A 23387-nucleotide genomic window follows, 5' to 3' on the forward strand; every position below is an offset into this window, starting at 1 on the left:
CATTTTTAATTATGAATAGATTAATCAAACTACAAAATAAAAAAAAGAAAATTGTAATCGGATTGATGTCAGGCACATCAGTCGATGGGATTGATGCAGCCTTAGTCGAAGTTAAAGGAAATGGTGTTAATACAAAGTTTAGAGAATTATTCTTTAAAACTTATCCATATCCTAAAGGCTCAAAAGAGTTAATTCTAAAAAATTCATTAAAAGAAACAAGCAATGTAGAAGATATCTGTAGATTGAATTTTTTAATTGGCAAATTGTTCGCCAAAGCGGCAACTAAACTTTGCAAAGATTTTGGAATTTCAATTACACAGGTTGATTTAATCGGTTCACATGGACAAACAATTCATCACTTACCTGTTGAGAAAAAACTGTTTGGTGAAAAAATCAAGTCAACATTACAGATTGGAGATCCATCAGTCATTGCAAAGTTAACTGGAGTGGTGACAGTTGGTGATTTTAGAATTGGAGATATGGCTTTGAATGGAGAAGGTGCACCGCTTGTGCCTTATTTCGATTTCTTAGCTTTCAGGTCCGATAAAACTAACAGAGCTCTTTTAAATATTGGCGGTATTTCAAACATTACTCTTCTAAAAAAGAACGCCGCAATAGATGATGTTATTGCATTTGATACAGGTCCAGGAAATATTTTGATTGATCTTCTGGTGAAAAAGTTTTTTAATAAAAAATTCGATAAAGATGGAAAGATTGCAAGTTCGGGAAAAATTGATGAGAGACTTTTCAAAAAAATTATTGAGCTGGATGATTTCATTAATAGAAAACCGCCTAAATCAACTGGAAGAGAAAGATACAATGAAGAATTTTTAATAAAAGTTTTGAATGATTTTAGAAGTTTACAACCGAAAGATATTGTTGCAACTTTTAGCGAATACACTGCATATGCGGTGTTTTATAATTATCATAAATTTTTGAAAAGATATTCAGAAATTTCAGAATTACTTGTGAGCGGTGGGGGCTCCAATAATCCTTACATTATGAAAGCGTTACAAAAATATTTTGGTGAAAAAGTCAAAGTAAAAAAAGTTGAAACTGATAACTTTTCAGTTGATTCTAAAGAAGCAGTGTGTTTTGCAATATTTGCTAATGAAACCATCTCAGAAAATCCAATCAATATTCCTTCTGTTACAGGTGCAACATCGAAAACAATTCTTGGAAAAATTTGTTTATGACAAGAATTTTAGTTACGGGTTCATCAGGTTATCTGGGTTCGCATCTATGCCGTTTATTTGATATGGATAACATTAAAGTTTTTGCGATTTATAAAAATTTAAAACCACAATTTGGAAATGTTGAACCTATACAGCTTGACTTATTGAATAGCGAAGAGCTTAACATTCTATATAGAGATTTTAAGCCCGATTATGTGATACATCTTGCAGCAGTCATTCCTTCACAAGTGATTAATCAAGATGAAAAATATGTATATCAAATGAATGTAGAATTGACCAGACAGATTGCTTCCTTATCTCACACTTACAATTCATTTTTAATTTTTACTTCATCTGATCTTGTTTATGATGAAGGTGATGATATAAAAGAAGATCACATCCTGAATCCTCTCAATCTTTATGCGCATACAAAATTAGAAGCTGAAAAATCCGTTATCCAATATGGAAAATATTATTTGATTTTAAGAGTAGCTCTCATGTATGGTTTTTCAATTTCAATGCACAAATCATTTTTTGACTTTTCATTTAAGCAATTGATGAAGGGTCAAGTAGTAAATGCTTTTTATGATCAATTTCGAAATGCTTTATTTGTAGAGGAAGCAGCAAAGTTCTTGAAACATTTTACAGAAATTAAACTTCCTGAAAGAGAGATTATGAATTTTTGTGGTTTTGAAAAGATATCTCGTTATGAAATGGTATTCAAAACTGCTGAGGTATTTGGGTTTGATTTGAGGTTGGTTCAAAAAGAATCATGCGAGAGCTTCAAAGAATATAAAATGGTTAAAAATCTTGGATTAAATTTTGATAAGATGATTAAGCTTAATCTAATTCCCAGAACTTTTCTTGAGAATCTTAAACAACTCAAAGAAAATTTTGAGTTTTACAAAAAATTTATTGAAGATGAAGAAGAACAAAAACAGGATTGACGAAAATTAAAGCAAAGAAAAAATTAGGTCAGCATTTTTTAGTCGATAAAAATATTATCCGAAAAATTGTAGAGGCATTCTCACCAAAGAAAAGTGATTTAATTCTTGAAATTGGTCCTGGCAGAGGTGCACTGACAGAGGAGCTGATTAAGTATTCTCAAAACATAATCTTAGTTGAAATTGATAGTGAACTTATACAAGAATTAAATCAAAAATTTCCTGATCTAAAAATTATCAACAAAGATATTCTTGAATGTGATTTCAAAAGTGAATTCTTCGAGAATAAATATCGGATCATAGGAAATTTACCATATTATATTACAAGTCAGATACTAATTAAAATTTTTGATAATTATGCATATATCAATGATGCTTTTATAATGGTTCAAAAGGAAGTTGCTCAAAGAATCGTTGCTTCAAAAGGAAAGAAAGATTATGGAATTTTAAGTGTCTTTGCACAATTTTATTCTGAACCTGAAATACTCTTCAATGTATCAAGAAATTGCTTTTACCCAAAACCTGAAGTTGATTCTTCAATAATTCGAATGACCATTAAACCAAAACAATATTTGAATGACTTAGAAGAAAAAGTTTTTAGACACTTAGTTCGAACAGCTTTTAACCAGCGAAGAAAGACACTTAAAAATTCTTTGCAGAATCTTTTTGATGAGAACGAAGTTGAAATAAAAAATAAATTCTTTGCATTGCAGTTTGATTTTTCAAAACGCGCTGAAGAACTCAGTCTCGATGATTTTATTTATCTTGCAAAAAATTTTTGTGGATTAAAATACACTAAGATTAAGTGAGCTATGAAAAAATATCTTAAAGTTCTCAATGTATTTGATATTTGTACCATTGTATTTTATGTTTTTTTAATCTCATTAAATATAATTTTTTATCAGCGAGTGCATCACACCTTTAATCTTCTTGTGATTGAAATATTAACTATCGTCTTAATATTTATCATCGCTTATCAAGATTACAAGGTAAACAATTCATTCTGGAAGCAATTGCATTACTGGTACCTCGCACCAATGATACTTATTACATTTAAGCAATTGTATTATATGGTTCATCCCATTCATCCAACTGATTATGATGAATTACTTATAAAAATTGATCGATGGATATTTGGTGTCGACCCAACCCATTTTTTATATCAGTTTTCGCATCCAGTTATTACCGAAATTTTACAGATTGTTTATACTTCTTTTTATTTATTGCCAATCATAGTTGGTATTGATTTGCTCAGAAATAAGAAATACGAAGAATTTGAATTTGCCGCTTTTCTAATTGTGTATGGTTTCTTCCTATCTTATCTCGGTTATTTTTCGTTGCCTGCGGTTGGACCCAGATTTACACTTCATGATTTTTTTAATATCGATAATGAGCTACCCGGATTATTACTCACCCCTTATCTTCGTGAATTTGTTAATATTGGTGAATCAATTCCGAAAGGAGTTGTAAATCCACATTTGCTTGTTCAAAGAGATGTTTTTCCATCAGGACATACGCAAATGACTTTGCTCACTATGTATGCAACAATAAAGTTTAATACCAGGACAAAATATTTTATCATTCCCACAGGAATACTCTTGATAATTTCAACTGTTTACTTGCGTTATCATTATGTAATTGATTTAATTGCTGGCGCAATATTTATGATCATTACACTCTGGACGGGAAGATTAATTTATAGGGCATGGAATAGATACACTGAAAGAAAAATACCTGACTGGATTTAATATGCTTCTCTATCAACCGACTGAATTGTTTCAACAATCAATGGGAAATATCTATCGAGACTACAATTTACATCCGCTCTTAAGTTGCAACGTTCAAAACCGCCGCGGCACTCAACACAAATTTTTTGATGAAGTGCATCAACATAATCTGACATTTTTTCGCTCTGAACCGAGTGGACAACATCAACAATTTTATCCAGATACAATTCAACTGCACAGCATTCTTCATCGGTCATTTTACAATTTCCATTATCATCGGAGTCGACACAAATTGAACAGACTTTTTCACGAATTGCTTTTAAGTATTTGTCCATAACTTAACCTATCATTTGTTTGAACAAAGATAATGAGTTACGATAAGAAATTAAATGAATTAAATTTTAGAGATAAAGAAGAAAAGAAAAAATTTGTTCGAGAAATGTTTAACTCAATTTATCGGACTTATGATTTATTGAATCATCTTCTAAGTTTTGGAATTGATATCTACTGGAGAAAAAGAGCTCTTAAAGATATTTATCTTCATAAAGATGATACCTGTCTTGATCTTGCCGCAGGGACGGGTGATTTTGGAATTGAAGTTCACAAAAAATTTCAATGTAACATAATCGGCTACGACATTGCTGAAAATTCATTGAAGGTTTTTCAAGAAAAAGTCAAAAAGAAAAAGTTTGATGAGAGTAAGTTCACCTATATTGTTGGTGAAGCTGAAAACATTAATCTGCCAGATGAAACAGTTAATTTAATCACGATCGCATTTGGTATACGAAATTTTTACGATTCTCAGAAATCACTTAATGAAATGTACCGGGTTTTAAAAAACGGCGGCAGAATTTTAATCCTTGAATTCAGTCTTCCTGAAAACAGATTTATTCGATTTATCTATAGACTTTATTTTGAAAAAATACTTCCCTTTATTGGGAAAATTATCTCTAAGGATAATTCAGCTTATAAATATTTACCTGCATCAGTAAAACTATTTGAACAAGAAAAAGATATAGCAAGTGAAATTATTAAAGCAGGATTTCGTGAGCTGAAAATAGAACCGCTGACTTTTGGAATTGTTAAGCTCTATTCAGCAAGAAAGTCGCCAGAGTATTGATTATTCATTTAATTGTAATTTTATCATTTTTATAAATTTCCAATCCTCAATTTTGAGTAAGATTATACCAATAAGTAAAAATTAATTTTTTATTTTTCGATTTTATTAAAGAGTAATTTTGCAAGTTTGTAAAGCAAAACCTCAATTAATATATTTGTGGTCAATGATAACCAAAAAAGGGATTATTATAGCTATCGATGGACCTGCTGGTGCTGGAAAAAGTACAACAGCAAAACTTTTAGCCGAAAAATTGAACTATAAGTATATCGATACGGGTGCAATGTATAGAGCCGTTACTCTCTATGCTTTAAGAAATTCTATTAAACCAGATGAAGTTGACAAATTGGTTGAACTCGTCAAGGGAATGAATTTTAGATTTGAAAATAATGGAAGCGTATTATTTGTTAATTCTGAAAATGTAAGTGATGCAATCAGAGCACCTGAAGTATCAAATAAAGTCAGCGAATTCAGTAAAATTGGAAAGGTTAGGGAGTTGCTTGTTCAAAAGCAGAGAGAGATTGGAGCTGAGGGTGGAATTGTAATGGAAGGCAGAGATATTACAACAGCAGTTTTCCCAAATGCTGAACTCAAAATTTTCTTAACGGCTGATCTTGACATTAGAGCATACAGAAGATTAATAGAATTGAAAAATAAGGGTTTGGATATAGATTTAGACGATGTGAGAGGTAATCTCGCTACTCGAGATAAAATTGACTCAAGCCGGGAAGTAAATCCATTGATGATAACGGAAGATTCCATTGTTATTGATACAACAAAATTGACAATAGATGAACAGGTCGAAGCGATTTATAACAAAGCAATGGAAATAATTAAGAGTTTTAATTTAGAAAATCAAAGCCATCGCAATTAACGAATGTTCAACATCGAACAGGTTTTTTGCTTCGATGGCGGCAAGAAACTTGTTCAAAAAACGGAGGATAAATGTCCGATTTAATAAACGAAACAAATCAAACAGGTGCTATGAGTGAAAAAAACATAGACCAAAAATTACTCAATCAGAAAAATCTCTATGATTTAGAAGGTAACTATTCTGAAGAAGAGTATAAACAACTTGCTGAACTTCTAACAAAAGATCTCACAGATTACAAAGAAGGTGAGATTGTAAAAGGAACAATAGTAGAAGTTCAGGGAGACAGGGTAATCATCGATATTGGATTCAAAGCGGAAGGTTCTGTTCCGGTTTCTGAATTTGATGATCCATCACAAATTATTCCTGGCAAACAGGTTGAAGTACTCCTTGAAAAAGTTGAAGGTACTGCTGAAGGTGAAATAGTTCTTTCTAAAAAACTTGCTGACTTCCAGAGAATCTGGGAAAGAGTTGTACAGGCCTACGATAATCAAGAAATTATTCAGGCTAAAATCTTAAAGAGAATCAAAGGTGGTTTGGTTGCTGAAATCTTCGGAATGGAATCATTCCTGCCGGGAAGTCAGATTGATATCAAACCAATTCGTGATTTCGATGCGTTTATTGGAAAAACTCTTGATGTAAAAATTGTAAAGCTTAATCATGCCCAGAAAAATGTTGTTGTCAGTCATAAAGTTCTGATCGAAGAAGAAATTAAAGATCAAAGAGAAGCTATTCTAAATAGTCTTGAAAAGGGACAGGTACTGCAAGGAACTGTCAAAGCAATTACTGACTTTGGTGTGTTTGTCGATCTCGGTGGTGTCGATGGTTTAATTCATATAACAGATTTAAGCTGGGGAAGAATTAATCATCCATCCGAGGTTGTAAAACTTGATGAAGTTATTAATTGTGTTGTGCTTGATTTTGATCCTGAAAAGAAACGAATCTCTCTCGGTATCAAACAACTTCAAGAACATCCTTGGAAAAACATTGATCAGAAATATGCAATTAATCAGCGTGTAACTGGTAAAGTTGTATCTTTAACTGAATATGGTGCATTCGTTGAGATTGAAAAAGGTATTGAAGGATTAATTCATATTTCCGAGATGAGTTGGACTGAGCACATTAAGCATCCTTCGCAGAAAGTTTCACTTGGCCAGGTTGTTGAAGCTGTTATTCTTAGCATCGACAAAGAAGAAAAGAAAATTTCACTTGGTTTGAAACAACTTGAACCAGATCCTTGGGGTGAACTACTTAAGAAATATCCTGAAGGATCAAGACACACTGGTATTGTTCGAAATCTTACAAACTTCGGTGTATTTGTTGAGCTTGAGCCGGGAGTAGATGGATTGATACATATTAGTGATCTATCATGGACAAAGAAGATTCGTCACCCCGCCGAAATCGTTAAGAAAGGTGACAAAATAGATGTTGTTGTTTTGAACATAGATGTTGAGCAGAGAAAAATTTCTCTTGGTCACAAACAGCTTGAAGAAAATCCATGGGACAAATTCGAGCGTGAATACAAAGTCGGAACTGAGGTCGTTGGTAAAGTTATCAGACATGTTGATAAAGGATTGCTTGTTGAGCTGCCATTGAAAGTTGATGGATTTGTTCCAGCTAATCAACTTTCACCAACTCCTATAAAGAATATCAAACAAGCATTCCCTGAAGGTGAAGAACTTACACTTAAAGTGATTGAATTTGATAAAGAAAATAAGAAGATCACTTTAAGCGCAATTGAAGCTTTGAGAGATAAAGAGCAAAAACTTGTTGAAGAATATCTAACCAAGCATAAACTTGAAAAAGTCACGATTGGCGATTTGTTCAAAGAAAAGGAACAACAAAGGACAAAAGCTCAAAAATCAAAGCAAGAAAAAGATAAATCCGAACCGAAAAAATCAGAAGAATAATCTGATAGATTTTAGTATTTGATTTGTCATTGCATTCCTTCTATTTTGGAATGCAATGACATTTTTATTTTTATAAAGAGACTATGAATACCAAAAAGGTTGCATTCCATACACTTGGTTGTAAATTAAATTATGCTGAGACAAGCGTAATAGGGAATTCTTTTTTAAAGAGAGGATTCTCCCTAACAGATTTTGACTCGCCAGCCGATGTTTATGTTATTAACACCTGCACAGTTACCGAAAACGCTGAAAGAGAATGCCGTCAAATTATTCGAAGAGCTTTAAGACATAATCCCAATGGCTTCGTAATTGTAACTGGTTGTTACGCTCAATTGAGACCTGAACAAATTCAAAAGATAGAAGGTGTAGATTTAGTTTTAGGATCAAAAGAGAAATTTGAGATTTTTAATTTTATAGATTCATTCGAAAAGAAAAATCTTGCCTGCGTGTATGTTTCTCCACTTGAAAAACTAAATGACTTCGGTCCAGCCTTTACTCCTCTTCCTGAAGATAGAACGAGAGCTTTTCTTAAAATTCAGGATGGTTGTGATTATAAATGTTCATTTTGTACAATTCCAAAAGCAAGAGGTTTAAGTCGCAGTCAATCTGTAGATGATACAATAAAACAACTAAGAGAGCTCGTTCAGCAAGGCTACAAAGAAATTGTTCTAACTGGTGTGAATGTTGGTGATTATGGTTCAAAGATCGGCACAAGTCTTTATGAACTTTTGAGAAAATTAATTAAAGTTGATGGTGATTTTAGAATTAGAATTAGTTCAATCGAACCAAATCTTTTGAGTGATGAAATAATCGAGCTCGTTGCTCAGGAAGCTAAATTGTGTAAACATTTCCACATACCACTTCAGAGCGGTAGTGATAAAATTCTGAAGAGAATGCAACGAAGGTATTTATCAAAATTATACGCTGATAGAATTGAAAAAGTAAAGACATTAATTCCTTCTGCTGGTATTGGTGTGGATGTAATTGTTGGTTTCCCTGGTGAAGATGAAAATGATTTTCAAACCACTCAGGAATTTATTGCTAATCTGCCGGTTTCTTATCTGCATGTTTTTACTTATTCCGAGAGACCTGGAACACCTGCTGCTGAAATGAAAGATCAAGTACCAAAAGATGAACGAAGAAGAAGAACCAATACATTAAGAATTTTAAGTGCCCGGAAAAAATATCAATTTTATCTCGAGATGCTTGGAACTGAACAGAAAGTTTTATTTGAACATCGAGATGATGATGGAACAATAAAAGGTTTTACTTCAAATTACATTCGTGTTGTATCAGATTCTCCTTATGATCTCACAAATAAATTCGCCGACTTTAGGTTAACTGATTTAAAGAATGAACTTGTTGTCGGTGAAATTCAAAAAATTTATGAGGATTAAATGAAAAAATCTCTCTTATTTGCTCTGATTTTCTTCACATCAAATCTCTTTGCACAATTCAAAAGTCAACTTAGTTTAGAGACAAATTTGAAAATCAATCGGCAGGATATTTTAAGTTTTAATCATAAAGAAAAGAGTAAAACACTTGCATTTTTTCTTTCACTTGCAGTTCCCGGCGCAGGTGAATATTATGTAGAAAGGTTTGATGTTGGAAAATATTTTCTTTTAACTGAGGGAGGACTCTGGTTAACACTCTGGGGCTTTGATTATTACGGAAAATTTCAAAGAGAAAATTACATCAATTTCGCTAAGACAAATGGCGGTGTAAATCCTTCCGGTAAAGATGAAAGATACTGGGCTGTTATTGGTAATTATATGAACATTAACGATTACAATAATGAAAAACTTTTAAATCGAGAATTTAATTCAGTCTATGATGAGGCTTATTATTATTGGAACTGGAATACAAATCAGGAAAGGAAAAGATATCGCAATCTTTGGTTATCCAGTGAAAGTGCTTTTAATAATAAGCAGTTTCCTATTGCTCTAATTGTAATAAACCATATTGTCAGCGCAATTAATGCAGCAATACTTGCAAATCGATTCAATGAAAAATTAGCGAATGGGTCTTTTCAGTTAATCCCCAACCTTGGAGTTGATAAATTTTATAATCCACAAATCTATCTAACATTCCACAGATCTTTTTAGGATTTATGCCAGTCATAAAAGGCACTGTTGAGTATGAAGGTACAAACTATTCAGGCTGGCAGAGGCAAACCAATTCAAATTCTATTCAAGAGGAGATTGAAAGAGCTTTAAGAATAATTCTTAAAGATGAAATTAAAATCGTAGGTTCGGGAAGAACTGATGCAGGAGTTCATGCACTTAATCAAGTTTTTCATTTTAAAATTTCAGAAAAAGTTGATCTAATTAATCTAAAAAAATCTTTGAATAGTTTATTGCCGCAGGATATTGCGATAAAAGACCTTTCGATTGTTAATAATAATTTTCATGCGAGATACTCGGCAACAAGAAGAACTTACCTTTATGTAATATCGAGAAGAAAAAATGTTTTCTGGGACAGGTTTAGCTGGACAATTTTTAGTGAAATTAATTTCAATGCATTAAAAGAAATTCAATCAATGGTTCTTGGTAAAAAAGATTTTTCATCTTTCTGTAAAGCCGAAGAAGAAGTTCAAAATAAAATTTGCAATGTTTCATACTCACGCTGGTTCAATAAAGATGATTTTTTGTTATATTTTATTAGTGCCGATAGATTTATTCATGGAATGGTTAGAGGAATTGTAGGACTAATGATTGAATATGCTAAATCAAAATTAAATCTTGAAGAAGTAAAGAATATTCTTGATGGAAAAGCCCGAAATAAAATATGGGCGCCATCAAAAGGTTTGATCTTGTATAATGTTGAATATAAGGAGTAAAATCTATGATAAATCTTCAAAATAAAGTTGCCATTGTCACAGGTGGTTCTCGAGGAATTGGAAGAGCTTGTGTGAAATTTTTTGCTGAGGCTGGAGCGTCAGTCGTTTTTACTTACAACAGAGCAAAATCTGAAGCTGATAAGTTAATTGAAGAACTTGCTTACACAAATCAAAAAATAAAAGCATATCAGTGCACTCTCGATAACGATGTGGAAGCCGAAAAACAAATAATTAAAATCATTCAAGATGTTATAAATGAATTTGGAAGAATTGATATCCTTGTAAACAATGCAGGAATTTGGGAATATGGTGAAGCTGATAAGATGACGCTGGAAAACTGGAATCGAACAATGACAATTAATGTAACTGGAACAATGCTTTTTACTCGAGAAGTCATTCCGCATATGAAAAAACAGGGGGGCGGAAAAATAATTATTATCACTTCAACAGCTGGACAAAGAGGAGAAGCTTTTCATTCTCATTACGCTGCAAGTAAAGGCGCTTTGATTAGTTATGTAAAATCTCTTTCAACCGAGCTTGCACCTTACAAAATTTTGGTTAATTCAGTTGCACCAGGTTGGGTTGATACAGAAATGTGCGATCCTGTTTTTAATGATCCAGAATATAAAGAACAGGTTAGAAAAAGTATCCCACTACAAAAAATTGCAACTCCGGAAGATATTGCAGGACCAGTTCTTTTTCTTGCATCCGATCTTGCAAATCACATTACAGGTGAAATTCTCAACGTAAACGGTGGAAGTGTCCTTTGCGGTTAATTTGGAGTTAAGATGGAAAAGTTTATAAGTTCATTTTCAATTAAGACTGATCTTCAGAAAATTTTTCGATTTCATCTAGATCCAAAAAATTTGAAGCTTGTTTCAACTCCAGGTATGAACTTAAAAATAATTCAGCATCAATCACCGCTTGAAAAAAATTCCGAAGTGAAATTAAAATTCGACATCTTTCCATTTATCCCGATGGAGTGGAATCTTATAATTGAAGACCTTGTTGAAAATGAACTAATTGTAGATTTACAAACGAAAGGACCTTTTAAATACTGGAGGCATCAACATCGTTTCAAGCAGTTATTTGATGGAACTGTTGTGATGACTGACGAGATCGAATATGATCTGGGTTTGCTCGGTAAAATTTTAAAGCCGCTAATAAATTGGCGCTTAAATAAAATGTTTAAGTTTAGATATAAAATCATAGAATCACTTTTTGGAGGGTAATATGGAAACTTTAGCATCTTTTCATCCTAAGGTTGTTCATTTCGCTGTTGGTTTACTTCTAACCTATGTGCTGTTTGAAGTTCTATATTTAATTTTCAAAAAAGATTTTCTGAACAAATCTGCAACTCTAATCTTATTCTTGGGAGTTCTTGGTGCTGTTGCATCATTACTGACTGGTAATCAAGCATATCATTATGCTGAATATTTGTTTGATAATTTCAATGTAAAAATTCCGCTCGGTTTAATTGATGAGCACGAAGAATATGCAAAGATCACAACATTTTGGTTTACTGGAATTTTATTAATTCGTTTCTTTTTGAACATTAAGAATAAATTTAAAGGTTTATTACAGATTGTGGTTTTAGTCCTTGCACTAATTGGTGTTTATTTCGTTTATGAAACAGGCGAGCATGGCGGTGAACTTGTCTATAAACACGGTGTTGGAACAAAGGTGATTGAACAGGGAATTACGCCAGGTCAAACAAATCAACCTGAAGTTGAAGAAGAACACGAACATTAGAAAACTTGAAGAAGAAAATTGTAACTTTAATTTTTTTGATTCTTTCGTACAATATTGTTTTCCTGCTTCAGGATTTATTTGATTCAGAGTTGCAAATATATTTATTGGGTTTTCGGTTTAACTTGTTTTTTCTTGTAAATTGTATTGTAATATACTTTCATCGCACGAGGTTAATTGAACTAAAAAAATATTTCAATCAAATTGGAAGATTAAAAGCCTGGTTCATCTCTTTTGTAATTCCTGTTTTTATATCGGCACTCACATTAATTTTAATTTACGCATTAGGATATTCTTTCAAGTTCAAGAAACCAGAATTTTTAATTGAATTCGGTGTCTCGTCATTGGTAGACCTTCCGATTTATTACATCTGGAATTTACCATTACTTCTTTCATCATTGTTTGTAATTACTTTAATTCTTGAAGACTTTAAATTTTTGAAAGTTTTTGGTGTGTGTCTGTTATTGAGTCTAAGTTTTATTTCTGCCAAGCCAGTTTTCACTTTGAGTAAATTTAATCCTGAATATTTTTCATTCCTTGCATTAGTCTTTGCTGTGCTGTTTTACAATCTGACAATCTTTAAAATTTACAATTCAATCTGGTTGACAATTTTTTCTGTGCTTATTTCTATATATTCCTTTGTTCTTGTCTTTGGTTCAAACAATACTTTTCTTATTAAGACTTTTTTCGCTCGAATGTATTCAAGTTGGAACGGTTTGTTTGTATTCAAAAAATTGGATGTTTACTTGATAGATTTGCTCTTTGCTGGACTGATGATAATTTTCGCTTTTTTGTTTTTTATATTTGATAAGAAAAAGTCTAATAATTTATGAAGAAGATCTGGCTGCTTAGTTTTTTATTATTTGCTCAGGTTTATTCACAAGAGATTTCAGGAATTTTTGTAAGTCCATTTGTTGGTGCAAGATTTCCACTTGCCGAAGCATCTAAAAAGCATAAGACTGGATTTAGTTTTGGCGGCAGTTTCGAATATGGAACTTCTGCATTGCCTTTTATAATGAAGGTTGAATTCAATTACACCCATTTCCCTCAGAAAGGTATAATTAGAGATCAATACGAAAGCAAATCAATAACAGGAGTTGGGTTTGGAATTGATTATCTTTTGTTTCCATTAATTGCATCAGAAACAATATTAACACCTTTTCTTTCGGTTGATTTAACTTATAATTACATCGAAAGACAAATTCTAACATATACATATAGATTTGAAACTTTCACAAAGCAGGAACAAAAATTTGGTTTTGCAATCGGCGGAGGTTTTAGTTTTTTCCTTGTTGAGTTTACTCTTAAATATCATTATTTAGTTTATGAACCTTACATCGGAATTGATTACCGACTTCGTTTACCAATAAGTATTTCATATTAGGAGGTTATTATGTACGAAACAATCTTATTTGAACAAAAAAACAACATTGCAATTATCACAATAAATCGTCCAGATAAATTGAATGCACTAAATCACAAAGTTCTTGATGAGCTTTTCTCTGCATTCAAACATTGCGGAGAAGTGGAAACTATTTGGGGAGTGATACTTACTGGAGCAGGTGAAAAAGCCTTCGTTGCCGGTGCTGATATCTCAGAAATTAATAAACTAAATTCGGTGACAGGAAAGGAGTTTGCTCTGCATGGTCAACGTATTTTTTCATACATTGAACAGTTCTCAAAGCCAGTAATTTGTGCAGTTAACGGTTTTGCTCTCGGCGGCGGTTGCGAGCTGGCAATGGCTTGTCATATTCGTATTGCATCTGAAAATGCAAAGTTTGGTCAACCTGAAGTAAATCTCGGCATTATTCCAGGGTATGGCGGAACGCAAAGATTGACTCGTCTTATCGGAAAAGGCAGAGCGATGCAAATGATTTTAACCGGCGAAATGATTGATGCAAATACAGCTTATCAATTTGGACTTGTGAATAAAGTTGTCCCTCAAAGTGAACTTTTAAGTGAATCGGAGAAAATGCTTTCTACAATTATCCAGAAAGGAAGGGTAGCAATTACTACTGCGATTCGTTCAATTAATGCAGCGTGTGAATTACCATTATCAGAAGGTTTAAAATTTGAGGCAGATATGTTTTCAGTTTGTTGTGGAACGGAAGATTTTAAGGAAGGTACATCAGCATTTTTGGAAAAAAGGAAACCTGAATTTAAGGGAAAGTAAAATTCTTGTAATAAGTATTTATTGGTTGATCTAAGAAGAGTTTTTGATTAGGAATTATTCAAATCTTTAGGTCAATAAAAAAGTTTTTTCAAGAAGGCTGAACAGAAATGTTTAGCCTTTTCTGTTTTGATTTAGAATTTTGAGTAAATGTTCAATCCCTGTTTGACAGATTGGAAAAAAATAATTATATCTTTTATGAGATTGAGGAGGATAAAATGAAAAATTTCAAATCAATTTTCATTTCACTTATATATATATCATTAATTTTTCCCACCTTTATTCCCAATCTAATTTTAAGTTTGTAAATTTTGAAGGCCAGCAGTTTATGGTTTCTGCGAATGAACTTTGTGTGAAATTAAAAAATGGAGTAAGTGATCAAATATTGCAAAATTATGTCGCTAAATATGGAGGAGTAGTTGACCCCAAGGATCATAATTCACCTTTAAAATGGCGTGTTGTTTATTTCCCTGAACCAGTATCGATTGAGAATATGTTTTTAACATTTAAATCCAACTCACTATTTGAAAAAGTTGAATTCAACCATGCAGGAATTTTACAGGAAATAGTTCCCAACGACCCAATGTTCAATCAACAATGGGCATTAAAAAATACTTATTACCCAGCTGCTGATATTGGATTTACAAAAGCATGGGAAATCACAACTGGAAATAATGATGTAATTATTGCAATTTTTGACTCTGGTATTCCAATGAATGATCAAGATTATTCTTTATCTCACCCTGAATTAAATGATTTAAATAAAATCATATTAGGGATTAATGTTACAAACGAAATAGACAGCTTAAGGGATAGGATTGGGCATGGTACCAAAATAGCAGGTATAATTGGAGCGAAAACCAATAATAATGAAGGTATAGCAGGTGTTTGTTGGAATTGTAAAATGTGGATAATTAAAATTTTCGAAGGCGCGGGTTATACAAAGGCAAGTTACTTAAGAAGAGCTATAGAGTATTTAGTGACTGAGAAAAATATTATTGGTACAAATAAGTCAATAATTTTAAATGCATCACTGTCTTTTAGTTATAATGACAATATTTCACAAATTTCACAAATTATAGATGCTGTTGAGCTTGCTAATAAAGAAGGTGTATTAATAAATGTAGCGATGGGAAATCATTTTGGTGTTTCTAAATATGAATTTAATTATTTAGCGTATTTATCTCTAAATTATAATAATATTCTCTCAATAGGTGCAACCGATGTTTCAGGAGATCGAGCATTTTATTCAAACACAGGGTATCATATAAGTGTTAGTGCACCTGGTGGTGGTCATCATCAAATATTAAGTACAATGCCAGATTATTTGAATAACAACGATTTTTATGGCTTTGGATATGGTACATCATTATCAACAGCTTTTGTAAGTGGATTATGCGGTTTGATTCTAAGTCTTGAAAATTATGAACCAAATCTTATCCGCAAGATTATTGAGAAGACAGCTAAAGATAAAGGTAGTCCAGGATTTGATACACTTTATGGCTTTGGAATTATAGATGCTGCAAAGGCATTAATATTAACCAAAGCTCGGCCAAAAAATCTTAGGATCACAAATTATAATAACAGACCTAAACTTATGTGGGATCTAATAGATTCTGCTATTTCATATAATATTTATCGTGGAGTTGATGATGGATATAAGACTGAATATTTTTTAATAGGTAGAACAACTTCAAATGTTAATTTTTATGTTGATTACTCACAAAGAATTGAATCGCAAACAGGTTCGCCATACTTAATGAGTTACCGAGTCACAGCTAATTTTAACAATAACTTAGAATCTGCTTTTTCTAACAAAGCAAATATTTTAGTTTCTATGCCGACCCTGGAAAAATTTAATTTTTCGAATTCTTTTAAATTACATCAAAATTTTCCAAATCCGTTTAATAATTCTACTACCATAAAATTAGAAATACCTGAACCGGGTGTTTTAGTTTTCGAAATTTATAATATTGTTGGGGAAAAGATAATGTCAATGGAAAAAACCTTTTTTAATCCTGAAGAGTATGAACTTGATTTGAATCTGAATTTACCGAGTGGCGTATATTTTTATTATGCACGAATTAATCAATTAAAAGCCTTTAGAAAGATGGTTTTAATTAACTAATTCGGGGAGATAGAAAAATGAGAAAAATTTTATTCATAATTTTTGTTCCTATTTTCTTTTTAGGTTGTCAAAAAGACGAGGTAATTACACCTGATGAATCAGGACTAAAACCACCTCAGCAAAAAAACGAGATTGATCTAATTGGTTTTGCCGGTCACGATATAAAAGCAATTGCAGTAAATGTCAAAGAACCTAATAATATATTGATTTCAACTGCCAAACCCGGCGAAAGAATCTACATAAGCAGTAATTATGGTTTAAGTTGGTCTATTGCAAAGGATTCATTCTATTCCCTTTGTTTGTCTTTTGACTTACATAAACCATCAAATATTTATATCGCACATAACTCCGGTCCTTCCTATGCTCTGATTCCTCCTTTGCTATTAAAGTCGAATGACTATGGTCAAACCTGGGTAAGTGCAGATAGTGGAATTTTAGTCGGTGCAGGGGAAAGACATATTACAACAATTTCTATGGATTATTTTAACCAGAATTTTATTTATTTAGTCGCTACGGCTAATTTTAATATTCAACCATCTAACTCATTTGCATATTTTTCTCAAACTTTTATTTCTACAAACGGAGGAGTTAGTTTTTCTCAAGACATTGACATTAACATATTAAATAGTATAGGGTGGGTGTTTGTTGGTGATTTTGCAACCAGTAATCTTAAAACAGGAACAATTTATGCCGCAATTATTGGCGACAATAATAACTATGATATAGCTGAAAGTTCAGATTTTGGTGTTAGCTGGACCGCTAAAAATATAATTGACAATTGGTATTCTGATTTTATCAGAGTTTACAATAATTTCGTTATTCTAAAGGTAACTGATTATCCCAGATTGAATAAAGAACTTATTTATAAATATAAAGGCAGAATTCTTCTAAGTAAGGATTTTGGTAATTCATTTACAATTCTAGATACTAATTTAATTGATTATTCAGATGTCAATGATATGTTAATTACGCCAGAAGGATACATTATTTTTACTGCCACATTAAATTCCGACCCATCTAAGTCAACAATCTATATTTCAAAGGATGGTGGTATTAGCTGGCAAAACTTAGTGAATAACGATTTTGACAGTAAAACACTTCTTGCCTACGATAGCAAAAACAAGTTTCTCTATGTTGTAAAGGATAGAGTGAATAAAGGTCTCTACCGAATTAAACTAAATTAAAATTCTAATTAGGAACTGATGGCTTCAAGGCTAACCAAAATTTGGTTAGCCTTTTAAGTTTCGGTTACTGACCTAAATTTAGTGAGCTCACTCTCAATCTGCTCTAGGTAATTTCTACTCGGAATAATCAGAAGCATTCTATTTTAGTTTAAAGAGTTGTCGCCAGCGTAGATAATCAGAATAATAATTTTACGAAATGCTGGTTCAATTTAATCTGTATTTTAAATTTCAGAAAGAATTAAGTTAGAAAATAAATTTTGTTTCAATAAATTGTTTGGCAGTGGGAAAATCTTTTTGCGAGAATGCAAGTTCTAATTTTATGTCTAAGGATTCTTTTGATAGAGAAATTTAAAAAGTATAAAGATCAAAAGTGATTTCTTATTTGCTGTTACAGAAAAAAATAATTATATTTCTTTTGAAATTAAGGAGGATAAAATGAAAAATTTCAAATCAATTTTAATTTCACTCATATATATATATATATATATATCATTAATTTTTCCCACCTTTATTCCCAATCTAATTTTAAGTTTGTAAATTTTGAAGGCCAGCAGTTTATGGTTTCTACGAATGAACTTTGTGTGAAATTGAAAACAAATACATTTACTTATAAAGATAAAATTGTTTTAATAAAATGAGGAGGTATTAAGATGTTAAAGTTAAATTATATCTTAATGTTTGTGATTTTTTTCATAACCGCTGGATGCAAGGATAATGAACCCGTTTCATACGAGAACCCAGAAAATAGGTTGGAACTGGTTTATAAATTTGACAATCATATAATCAATACCTTGATATTAAATAAAAAATATCCATCTCATATTGCAATGCTTTCTAATGGAGGGAAAATATTTTATTCAACTGATTATGGGAAAGAATTTGTTTCACAGCTTCATATCGGATTATGGGCAATTTCATTTGACAATGTAACCACAAAATTATACATCGGTACATCGGGCAATGGTTATGTTACACCAGATTTTGGTCAAACTCGGGTGGAATTTATTAATTATGGAGTATTATCTTTTTATCCATTAAACGATACAGTAATGTTATTCATTAAAAAGGATTATTTGGATTTATTTTACGCAGATCTATTCTGGTTAAATTTACAGGATTATAGATGGGGGCGGTTCATTGGACTTTTAGATACTTTTTATAATCTTGGTTTTCAAAATGTTCCACCCATCTATGATATATCGAATACAAATAAATCCGGTAAATTACACATATTCTTTTCAGAAAAGTATTTTGGTGGTATATGGCATACAGAAGATTACTTTAATACATTTAACTCATATCACTCTCGATCCAATAAACATTTTATTAAGCACAGATTAAGCAGTGAAGGTGGTTTAGGCCTTGCTTTAGTCGAAGATTTAGATCAATCAAAGAAGCAGCTTTACATTACCTTCGATCTATTTAAGAATATTTCATTAGTTGAAAATAGAATATTAGAGAACTTTAAGATTAATGACTTTTATATACTCAATGAAGATGAGTTTATAGTTTCTGGGGTATCATTGACTGATAATATTTCATATTTATTGTTGTTTAGGAATAAAGGCACAAGTTATGTAGAACTTTATAAATCAGAAGGGGAAGTAACGAAATTAGCTTTTGATAGTCTAAATAAATGGATTTATTTTATTAAAATTTCTGGAAACAACAGTGAGCTTTATCGTTACTCGTTGAAATAACAGGATAGATTAAGTTTGTGAATGCGAAGTATAGTCATCCTGAATTTAATCTTTAATTATTCAAAACTTCAAGTCAATTTGGAAGGTTAGTGATTTTGAAAGGTTTGTTGGAATTTGATCGTTTCCGCTTCCAAGTTTTTTCACATCATCACGATAAAGCTCAGCGTACTTTATTGAGAGATTCATTAATTGGAATAGCTTGTAATTTAATAATGCATACCATCTGATGCCTCTGCCATACAATGCCGTTGAGCTAAAGACTCCTTGAACATCGTTTTCAAATTGATAAACGCGTGAATCGTAAGACTTTGTTTGAAAGTAAGTTACTCTCCATTGCAGTTTTAAGTTTTGTAATAATCTTAAATTTAAATCTCCAAAGGCAAGCAAACCGTCTTCTGAATCGAAAATTGATTTATAATAGACATTAACATATTCAATCCTGAAGGCAACTCTGTTAATATTCCCTGAACCGAAGAACTTTTGAATTTCTAATCTTAAATTTTGTTGTTGCCTCGTATTTGAGATTTTCTTTGTTCTTCCAAATTCATCGATTGATGATGAATTGATTTCTTTAATTTCATTTTTATAACGTAAGATGTATTTCGTTTTAGAAATTAATGGTGACTCGTAGCTTAAAAGATATTCCTTGCCTGCAGAAATGGTTTTATCGTAAGTTAATGGATATAAAAATTTGAACTGATCAAAATAAAAATTGAAAGTTCCATATCGATCGGAATTTCTTATGCCTAAGTAAAATCCTTTTTCGTTATTTGTGGGGCCATTTCTTTCACCAAATCCATAACCATGGAGATTAATGAATTCAGCGGGATAGTTTCTAAAAACAGTTATGAAACTTAAATTTCTGGAAACTGAAGATTGAAAGCCTACAATAGTAGCTAAATTATTATCCTTATCCTTTGCTATCTCTCCAAATAAATTCAGATTCTCATATATGAAATTGAAATCAGATGAAATGTAATTGAATGTCCCTTGATAATTCTTGAAATAAGAATTTGGTGCAATAGGTTTGCTGAATCTTGCTTGATAGAAAGTCAATCCGATTTGATTAAGAGCAAAGAGATAAGAAATTCTTGAGCCTAATAATTTTTCATTTTCAGCATTTTTTCTTAAGAGTTCATTTGTGTTTCGGTGATAACCATCGAGGGGAGTGCTGGTGATTACATTAATGATTGTATCGATTCTTGCATCAAAACTTTTCCCGGAATAAAAAAATGTAAATTCCAAATTCTTAATCTGGCTTGAAAAAGCAACTCCTCTGAAAAATTGATTTTCATCTGTGCTTTTGTATTGTTCAATTCCTGAAGCTTTCTTTTTAATTGGATAGACTGCATCTGAACCTTTAGCAAAACCGACTTGCCGCCACATTGCTAGTCCCTGCCCAAATTCAAGAGCATAATCGCCAATTACAAATTTTTTGAATATTAAAACATCTTTTATTAATAAACTTCCACTTACAAAGTCATAAATATATTTTTCTCCAGGATCTTTTTCGGCTAATAATGACAGATAAATTTTTTTTGAATAATCTGCAGTTAGTCTATTGTAAAGCTTAAATGGTGAATTGTAATATGCGCCGGTTTCATAACCAATGCGTTTTGGAAATGTCTGATAATATCTTTGTCTGAAATTAACATTAAGCAGCTGTGTGCTGGATGTAGGTCTTTTAATTTCTGGGATTTCACCTGCTTGAGGAAGTTCTGAAAATTTACTTTGATCTATGTAAAGGAAGCGAGAGATTTTTTCGTATAAATCTTCTGTCATTCCTTGAACATTTTTTAATTCTGTTAAAGTGTAATAATACCCATAGTAGTTTCTAAATTTTACTATTTCAGTTGCAAGTGAAAGATCGATAAATGGGATTTTAGTTAAATCATCAATTGTTGCTTGATTTACTTCAATAGGATTCTGAATTAAATCTTCGATTATTTCGTTCAGTTGGGAATCTTCAGCATCACCTATTGATTCCTCGATTAGATTTTCAATTTGATCATCGATGGGGATTTCGAGCGTGTCAGTCTGTGAAAAGAGACTTATTGGTGAAATTATAAAGATTAATAAAATTTTAAATAGCAATAAATTTTTCATATCTGTTTTATAAGCTAAAATCTATTCCAAAACTATGTGTAAAACCAAGGTAGTTATTAGAAATAAATGAATAATTAAAATTAAAGTTTCTGTAAAAAATCCCAATTCCAGAAAAATAGTTGTTAGGTTCTGTGTTATAACCTGCTCTTATGGCAAAATACTTTATTGGTAAATATTCCAAACCGAATTTAAAATTAAAAGGATATCGAACTTCCTTTTCAAGCTCAAAAGCCATTAACAAATTATTTACTGGTTCATATGACAAACCGCCCGAAAATTGTTGACTTAATTTTTCTTTATTCACTCCATAAGTTGGTCGATTTAAATTCTTTGCAAAAAATCCAAGCTGAAGATTGCTGCTTAATTGCGAGAGAATACCTAAATCAAATCCAATTGCAAAGTCGTTACCATAATTTTTAATTGAGAGCGAATAGTAATTGATATTAAGACCTAATGAGAAATCGGAAAAAAGCTGATTGGCATAGCCCAGGGAAATTTTATTTTCTCTGAACAACTCAAATCCATAGGTGCTAAATGCAAAACCCGCTCCTCCAAATGAAAATGTCTTTGAAATCACCGCACTTGCATTCGAAAGTTCACTCAATCCAAATGGTGCAGGAGAATAATAAATACCTGCGGAAAGATTTTTAATTTTTGTTAATCCAGCAGGATTGAAATAGATACTCCAATGGTCATCTGCTATTGATGTAAAAGCGTAACCAATTGCAGCCTGCCTTGAGCCTTGTGGGAACTGTGCAAATAAGAGAGCATTTAAGAGAAGTGTAATTGTTAATATGTGCTTTATCATAGATTTTTCTAATTTTGTTTAAGCATATTAATTATTAAATCTTTTTTTTCAAAAATAATGAGGTAGCAATGAAAAAGTTTATTTTTCTCTTTCTTCTTATTACAACTAAATTTCTTTTCTCTCAAGAAATTGCTGCCAAAGTTAGTGTGAATTTTGAATCTCTTCAAACAGAATACAGAGAAAAACTTGAAAACTTTGCAACGCAGATTGAAGATTACATCAATAAAAACAAATGGACTGACATTAAATGGGAAGGTCCAAAAATACCAGTTTCTATTCAGGTTTATTTTAGATCGGGGAATCCTTCTAATCGTTATTCGGCACAGGTTGTAATTTCAAGTCAAAGACCGATTTATCAGAGTGAGAAGAGTTCTTTAATGTTAAAACTGATTGATCCGAACTGGGAATTTGTTTACGAGAAAAATCAAGTTTTACTTTTCAATCCTTCCTTGTTTGAGCCTCTGACGGGTCTAATTAATTATTATGTTTATATGATCCTTGGAATTGATTCAGATTCTTATGAAGAATTTGGCGGGACAAAATATTTTAATCAAGCGCTTTCAATTGCATATCAGGGTGCATCGAGTAATTTTTCAAGTGGATGGTCGCAGGGAGAAGGTTCTTTCAATCGAGTAGATTTTGCTTCCGAGTATTTGAATGAAAAATATCAAAACTTTAGAAAAGCATTTTTCGATTATCATTACAATGGACTGGATCTTGCAAGTGAAGACCCATCGTTACCTGCAAAAAAATTAATAAGTTTTATAAAGACGCTGGAGGAACTGCGAAATAAAGTATTTTCAAGAAGTATGTTATTGAAGGTTTTTTTCGATACTAAATATCTCGAATTCTGTGAAGTTTTAAAGTCTTATCCAGATAAAAGTGTTTTTGATCGTTTGAAAAAAATTGATCCTGCTCACATTTCAACTTATGATGAGTATCAGAAAAAGAGAGGTTAA

General features: G+C 31.8%; 23 protein-coding genes. 20 read left to right on the plus strand and 3 right to left on the minus strand.

The genetic code is table 11. The annotated features are described in order from the left end of the window. The first annotated feature begins 11 nt into the window (after positions 1-11). From HPY57_09505 to HPY57_09520, 4 genes are read left to right on the plus strand one after another with little or no spacing between them, the layout of a single operon-like run. Positions 12-1196: an anhydro-N-acetylmuramic acid kinase gene (locus tag HPY57_09505; GenBank protein NPV12012.1), complete on the plus strand. Its 1185-nt coding sequence runs from the start codon at positions 12-14 to the stop codon at positions 1194-1196. Then, positions 1193-2122 carry an SDR family oxidoreductase gene (locus tag HPY57_09510; GenBank protein ID NPV12013.1) on the plus strand — a complete coding sequence of 310 codons (930 nt, stop codon included), beginning with the start codon at positions 1193-1195 and terminating at the stop codon, positions 2120-2122. The genes HPY57_09505 and HPY57_09510 overlap by 4 nt, the downstream gene beginning before the upstream one ends. Then, positions 2119-2928, plus strand: a complete 810-nt coding sequence (gene rsmA / locus HPY57_09515) for a ribosomal RNA small subunit methyltransferase A (protein ID NPV12014.1) — start codon at positions 2119-2121, stop codon at positions 2926-2928. Before HPY57_09510 ends, rsmA begins: the two co-directional genes overlap by 4 nt. A 3-nt stretch (positions 2929-2931) precedes the next feature. Beyond that, a complete protein-coding gene (locus HPY57_09520; protein ID NPV12015.1) occupies positions 2932-3867 on the plus strand; it encodes a phosphatase PAP2 family protein in 936 nt (311 codons plus the stop codon). On the opposite strand, the gene HPY57_09525 is transcribed toward HPY57_09520, so the two are convergent. Beyond that, on the minus strand, positions 3864-4181 hold the full coding sequence (locus tag HPY57_09525) for a hypothetical protein (protein ID NPV12016.1): 318 nt from the start codon (positions 4179-4181) through the stop codon (positions 3864-3866). The two genes, HPY57_09520 and HPY57_09525, sit on opposite strands and share 4 nt — an antisense overlap. A 32-nt stretch (positions 4182-4213) precedes the next feature. Here HPY57_09525 and ubiE point away from each other — a divergent pair, with 32 nt between their 5' ends. From ubiE to HPY57_09600, 15 genes are all read left to right on the plus strand, one after another. Next, entirely contained in the window at positions 4214-4966 is a 753-nt protein-coding gene (gene ubiE / locus HPY57_09530) for a bifunctional demethylmenaquinone methyltransferase/2-methoxy-6-polyprenyl-1,4-benzoquinol methylase UbiE (protein NPV12017.1), read from the plus strand. Positions 4967-5129: 163 nt separating this feature from the next. Continuing rightward, positions 5130-5837: a (d)CMP kinase gene (locus tag HPY57_09535; GenBank protein NPV12018.1), complete on the plus strand. Its 708-nt coding sequence runs from the start codon at positions 5130-5132 to the stop codon at positions 5835-5837. Between the two features lie 110 nt (positions 5838-5947). Beyond that, positions 5948-7744 (plus strand): 30S ribosomal protein S1, encoded by a 1797-nt coding sequence (gene rpsA, locus HPY57_09540; protein ID NPV12019.1) that lies wholly within the window; start codon positions 5948-5950, stop codon positions 7742-7744. Between the two features lie 83 nt (positions 7745-7827). After that, the gene (gene mtaB, locus HPY57_09545) at positions 7828-9141 is read left to right on the plus strand and encodes a tRNA (N(6)-L-threonylcarbamoyladenosine(37)-C(2))-methylthiotransferase MtaB (protein ID NPV12020.1); all 1314 of its coding nucleotides are present in this window, start codon (positions 7828-7830) and stop codon (positions 9139-9141) included. Further along, positions 9142-9849: a hypothetical protein gene (locus tag HPY57_09550; protein ID NPV12021.1), complete on the plus strand. Its 708-nt coding sequence runs from the start codon at positions 9142-9144 to the stop codon at positions 9847-9849. Positions 9850-9854: 5 nt separating this feature from the next. Further along, positions 9855-10583, plus strand: coding sequence for a tRNA pseudouridine(38-40) synthase TruA (gene truA, locus HPY57_09555; protein NPV12022.1), 729 nt, complete (start codon positions 9855-9857; stop codon positions 10581-10583). A 5-nt stretch (positions 10584-10588) separates the two neighbouring features. Continuing rightward, positions 10589-11359: an SDR family oxidoreductase gene (locus tag HPY57_09560; protein NPV12023.1), complete on the plus strand. Its 771-nt coding sequence runs from the start codon at positions 10589-10591 to the stop codon at positions 11357-11359. A 12-nt stretch (positions 11360-11371) separates the two neighbouring features. After that, positions 11372-11815: a hypothetical protein gene (locus HPY57_09565; protein NPV12024.1), complete on the plus strand. Its 444-nt coding sequence runs from the start codon at positions 11372-11374 to the stop codon at positions 11813-11815. Between the two features lies 1 nt (position 11816). Next, positions 11817-12335, plus strand: coding sequence for a hypothetical protein (locus HPY57_09570; protein ID NPV12025.1), 519 nt, complete (start codon positions 11817-11819; stop codon positions 12333-12335). 5 nt (positions 12336-12340) lie between these two features. Further along, the gene (locus HPY57_09575; GenBank protein NPV12026.1) at positions 12341-13165 is read left to right on the plus strand and encodes a hypothetical protein; all 825 of its coding nucleotides are present in this window, start codon (positions 12341-12343) and stop codon (positions 13163-13165) included. Continuing rightward, on the plus strand, positions 13162-13716 hold the full coding sequence (locus HPY57_09580) for a hypothetical protein (GenBank protein NPV12027.1): 555 nt from the start codon (positions 13162-13164) through the stop codon (positions 13714-13716). The genes HPY57_09575 and HPY57_09580 overlap by 4 nt, the downstream gene beginning before the upstream one ends. 9 nt (positions 13717-13725) lie before the next feature. Beyond that, positions 13726-14505, plus strand: a complete 780-nt coding sequence (locus HPY57_09585; GenBank protein NPV12028.1) for an enoyl-CoA hydratase — start codon at positions 13726-13728, stop codon at positions 14503-14505. Positions 14506-14854: 349 nt separating this feature from the next. Then, positions 14855-16630: a S8 family serine peptidase gene (locus HPY57_09590; GenBank protein ID NPV12029.1), complete on the plus strand. Its 1776-nt coding sequence runs from the start codon at positions 14855-14857 to the stop codon at positions 16628-16630. 17 nt (positions 16631-16647) lie between these two features. After that, a complete protein-coding gene (locus HPY57_09595; protein NPV12030.1) occupies positions 16648-17814 on the plus strand; it encodes a hypothetical protein in 1167 nt (388 codons plus the stop codon). 650 nt (positions 17815-18464) lie between these two features. Beyond that, positions 18465-19514 carry a hypothetical protein gene (locus tag HPY57_09600; GenBank protein ID NPV12031.1) on the plus strand — a complete coding sequence of 350 codons (1050 nt, stop codon included), beginning with the start codon at positions 18465-18467 and terminating at the stop codon, positions 19512-19514. A 60-nt stretch (positions 19515-19574) separates the two neighbouring features. Here HPY57_09600 and HPY57_09605 read toward each other — a convergent pair whose 3' ends face one another. Together HPY57_09605 and HPY57_09610 are read right to left on the minus strand one after the other, a co-directional pair. After that, the gene (locus tag HPY57_09605; protein NPV12032.1) at positions 19575-21620 is read right to left on the minus strand and encodes a helix-hairpin-helix domain-containing protein; all 2046 of its coding nucleotides are present in this window, start codon (positions 21618-21620) and stop codon (positions 19575-19577) included. A 7-nt stretch (positions 21621-21627) separates the two neighbouring features. Continuing rightward, on the minus strand, positions 21628-22428 hold the full coding sequence (locus tag HPY57_09610) for a hypothetical protein (protein NPV12033.1): 801 nt from the start codon (positions 22426-22428) through the stop codon (positions 21628-21630). Positions 22429-22496: 68 nt separating this feature from the next. Here HPY57_09610 and HPY57_09615 point away from each other — a divergent pair, with 68 nt between their 5' ends. Next, a complete protein-coding gene (locus tag HPY57_09615) occupies positions 22497-23387 on the plus strand; it encodes a DUF4835 family protein (GenBank protein ID NPV12034.1) in 891 nt (296 codons plus the stop codon).

This window comes from Ignavibacteria bacterium (genome assembly GCA_013177855.1).
Taxonomy (GTDB): Bacteria; Bacteroidota; Ignavibacteria; order Ch128b; family Ch128b; genus Ch128b.

Excerpts from the sequence above, each read along its gene's own strand:
- HPY57_09505 (NPV12012.1), top strand. The coding sequence starts at position 12 with ATGAATAGATTAATCAAACTACAAAATAAAAAAAAGAAAATTGTAATC.
- HPY57_09510 (NPV12013.1), top strand. The coding sequence starts at position 1,193 with ATGACAAGAATTTTAGTTACGGGTTCATCAGGTTATCTGGGTTCGCAT.
- HPY57_09520 (NPV12015.1), top strand. The coding sequence starts at position 2,932 with ATGAAAAAATATCTTAAAGTTCTCAATGTATTTGATATTTGTACCATT.
- HPY57_09525 (NPV12016.1), bottom strand. The coding sequence starts at position 4,181 with ATGGACAAATACTTAAAAGCAATTCGTGAAAAAGTCTGTTCAATTTGT.
- ubiE (NPV12017.1), top strand. The coding sequence starts at position 4,214 with ATGAGTTACGATAAGAAATTAAATGAATTAAATTTTAGAGATAAAGAA.
- HPY57_09535 (NPV12018.1), top strand. The coding sequence starts at position 5,130 with ATGATAACCAAAAAAGGGATTATTATAGCTATCGATGGACCTGCTGGT.
- rpsA (NPV12019.1), top strand. The coding sequence starts at position 5,948 with ATGAGTGAAAAAAACATAGACCAAAAATTACTCAATCAGAAAAATCTC.
- mtaB (NPV12020.1), top strand. The coding sequence starts at position 7,828 with ATGAATACCAAAAAGGTTGCATTCCATACACTTGGTTGTAAATTAAAT.
- HPY57_09550 (NPV12021.1), top strand. The coding sequence starts at position 9,142 with ATGAAAAAATCTCTCTTATTTGCTCTGATTTTCTTCACATCAAATCTC.
- truA (NPV12022.1), top strand. The coding sequence starts at position 9,855 with ATGCCAGTCATAAAAGGCACTGTTGAGTATGAAGGTACAAACTATTCA.
- HPY57_09560 (NPV12023.1), top strand. The coding sequence starts at position 10,589 with ATGATAAATCTTCAAAATAAAGTTGCCATTGTCACAGGTGGTTCTCGA.
- HPY57_09565 (NPV12024.1), top strand. The coding sequence starts at position 11,372 with ATGGAAAAGTTTATAAGTTCATTTTCAATTAAGACTGATCTTCAGAAA.
- HPY57_09570 (NPV12025.1), top strand. The coding sequence starts at position 11,817 with ATGGAAACTTTAGCATCTTTTCATCCTAAGGTTGTTCATTTCGCTGTT.
- HPY57_09580 (NPV12027.1), top strand. The coding sequence starts at position 13,162 with ATGAAGAAGATCTGGCTGCTTAGTTTTTTATTATTTGCTCAGGTTTAT.
- HPY57_09585 (NPV12028.1), top strand. The coding sequence starts at position 13,726 with ATGTACGAAACAATCTTATTTGAACAAAAAAACAACATTGCAATTATC.
- HPY57_09595 (NPV12030.1), top strand. The coding sequence starts at position 16,648 with ATGAGAAAAATTTTATTCATAATTTTTGTTCCTATTTTCTTTTTAGGT.
- HPY57_09600 (NPV12031.1), top strand. The coding sequence starts at position 18,465 with ATGTTAAAGTTAAATTATATCTTAATGTTTGTGATTTTTTTCATAACC.
- HPY57_09605 (NPV12032.1), bottom strand. The coding sequence starts at position 21,620 with ATGAAAAATTTATTGCTATTTAAAATTTTATTAATCTTTATAATTTCA.
- HPY57_09610 (NPV12033.1), bottom strand. The coding sequence starts at position 22,428 with ATGATAAAGCACATATTAACAATTACACTTCTCTTAAATGCTCTCTTA.
- HPY57_09615 (NPV12034.1), top strand. The coding sequence starts at position 22,497 with ATGAAAAAGTTTATTTTTCTCTTTCTTCTTATTACAACTAAATTTCTT.